The following is a 2573-nucleotide window of genomic DNA, read 5'->3' on the forward strand; positions in this document are numbered from 1 at the left end:
CAAAAATGGCATCATTCTTCCGCGTTTGTCTGCTTGCTCTTCCCATACAAAACAGTAATCCGGGCAAATCGAATCACACTTGGCACAATGGGTACATTTATCAGCTTCATATTCAGGCACATACCCCTGACGTGAACCACTAACATCTCTCGTCATGCTGTTTCCCTGAGTTGCAATAACGCCCCCCAGTAGTTGGGTTTCGTATCCCAGCAATGGCTGCGGACGTTCAAAAACCCGATCCTCTGCGTTATCAGTAACTGGATATACGTGCAGTTCCATTTCATCATAACCACGGTTAAACGTACGCAGATTAGGTTCCACTAACAGTGGATTTTTCTTTTCAAAGGTACTGCGTATAACCGATCTCATCGCTTCCGGGTCCAGGAAATCACAGACACGGAACAAGGCACCGAGCATGGACGTATTTAGTTTGGTTCGCTCTTCCAGTGCGATGCCCATCGCATCCACCACCGCTAATGTACCGGATACCAGTCCCAAATCAGCCCGTATTTCTTCTGCTGGACGCGTGGAATTAACCACTACAATCCCATCCGCTGGCAGTCCGCTGATTACATTTACCGTTTTGTATAACGTTTCATGGAAAATGCCTACCACATGCGGTTGCTCAATCGGACTGTGATCCCGAATATCGACCTCCGGCTCACAGAAGCGGACGAAGCTTTTAACCGGAGTTCCCTTTTTTTCCGAACCATAGGACGAAAAATTTGAAGCATTCAGCCCCAGACCAAGCACCCCGGTTTCGGCCAACATTTTGCCAGCCAGATTAGCGCCGAGTCCACCAATGGATTCCAGCCGGATTTCAAAAAATCCGAGTCGATTTGTGCGCGTTAAAATAGACAATGTGATAAGCCCCCTGCTTTTCCAATCCTTACTGAGTTTGAATACTCATATAAAATAAATGGAAAATGCATTCTTATGAGAAGGCTATCACAACACTTACTTTTCGAATGTGATCTTACGCACTGTAATGCCTACGTGATTGCGAAAATCAATAAACCGTCAAACAAAAGACAACAAAAGCCGTCCTGTCCAAAGACAGAACGGCTTAGGTGCAACGCTATTTAAAAAAGATCATGTAATTAACGGTAAAATTACACGTCAAATACTTTAACCTCTTTCATTTTGTCGCCTTGTTTTACAGCATCAATGAATTCCATACCTTTGGTTACTTTACCAAATACAGTATGTACTCCATCTAAATGTGGTTGTGGAGCGTAGCAGATAAAGAATTGGCTGCCACCTGTGTTGCGACCTGCATGAGCCATGGACAGAACGCCTTTGGCATGCTTTGTTGTATTCGTAGCTGTTTCACAGTCAATCGTGTAACCAGGACCGCCTGTACCGTTACCGATTGGACAACCACCTTGAGCCACAAAGCCCGGAATGACACGGTGGAAGCTCAAACCGTTGTAATAACCGCTGTTTGCCAGCTTTTCAAAGTTAGCAACGGTGTTTGGAGCTTCTTCTGGGAAAAAGTCAATTTCGACGATACCGCCGTTTTCAAGATCTATTCTACCTTTTTTCATTGTTTGTATCTCCTTTTCAACCTGTTTTGAGAACTAAATAACATCAAGTTCCAGTTTACTATGAATTGCCGCGCTTAGCAAAGTCTTGTCCAAAAAAAAAGGGCCATTGTCCCCGGTGTATTATTACCGACTCAATGGCCTGCTTGATCTTACAATGCTAAAATCAGGACGAAACCGTAATCTTGGCGTTAGGCTGAACCGCCGGACTGGCTTGATCACGAATCAAGCGCTGTGGCACAACATCGTTGCGTACGATATCCTCGTAGGTTTCCCGACGCACCACCAACTCGGCCTCACCGTTGTTGACAAATACAACTGCTGGTCGACGTATTCGGTTATAATTACTCGCCATGGAGTAATTGTAGGCTCCGGTTGAGGCAACAGCGAGCAAGTCGCCGCTATTTATACGAGGTAGTTCTACATCCCAAATAAGCATATCGCCGCTTTCGCAGCATTTGCCCGCAATGGACACCGTCTCTTCGTTCGTATCCTGCGCTCGATTAGCCAGCATCGCTTCATACTTGGCCTGATACAGTGCAGGACGTGGATTATCTGTCATCCCGCCATCTACCGAGACATATTTACGTACCTGCGGAATATCCTTGATGCTTCCTATCGTATATAAGGTCGTGCCTGAATCGCCTACAATACTGCGTCCCGGCTCAATCCAAATTTCTGGAAGTTCATCGTAAAGTCCTGAAAAATAGGTTTTTACCGCTTCGCCGATAGCCTGCACATAGGTGGATACTTTCAGCGGTGTGTCCTCCTCTGTGTAGCGAATGCCAAATCCCCCACCCAGATTAATCACTTTGAAAGAAAACTGAAGCTGTTCTTTAATTTCTCTGGAAAAAGCTGCAACCCGTTCAGCAGCCATTTGAAAGCCATTCACTTCGAAAATTTGCGAACCGATATGAGAATGTACCCCTAACAGGTTAAGATGGTTCAGCTCGATAGCCTGTTCCACTGCTTGGCGTGCTGTACCATTCCCAATGTCAAAGCCAAATTTCGAATCTTCTTGACCTGTGG

General features: G+C 45.7%; 3 protein-coding genes. All 3 read right to left on the reverse strand.

The window, feature by feature from the left end:
* Positions 1 to 861, reverse strand: an 861-nt coding sequence (locus GRP75_RS24070) for a 2-oxoacid:ferredoxin oxidoreductase subunit gamma family protein (RefSeq protein WP_160790578.1), incomplete at its 3' end; no start/stop codon positions are given.
* A 251-nt stretch (positions 862 to 1112) separates the two neighbouring features.
* Complete coding sequence (locus GRP75_RS24075; RefSeq protein WP_013310775.1) at positions 1113 to 1547, reverse strand: peptidylprolyl isomerase; 435 nt, start codon at positions 1545 to 1547, stop codon at positions 1113 to 1115.
* 163 nt (positions 1548 to 1710) lie between these two features.
* On the reverse strand, positions 1711 to 2573 hold an 863-nt coding region (gene lysA / locus GRP75_RS24080; protein WP_160790579.1), incomplete at its 5' end, for a diaminopimelate decarboxylase.

This window comes from Paenibacillus sp. OT2-17 (assembly GCF_009827695.1).
Classification (GTDB): Bacteria; Bacillota; Bacilli; order Paenibacillales; family Paenibacillaceae; genus Paenibacillus; species Paenibacillus polymyxa_B.

Excerpts from the sequence above, each read along its gene's own strand:
- GRP75_RS24075 (WP_013310775.1), bottom strand. The coding sequence starts at position 1,547 with ATGAAAAAAGGTAGAATAGATCTTGAAAACGGCGGTATCGTCGAAATT.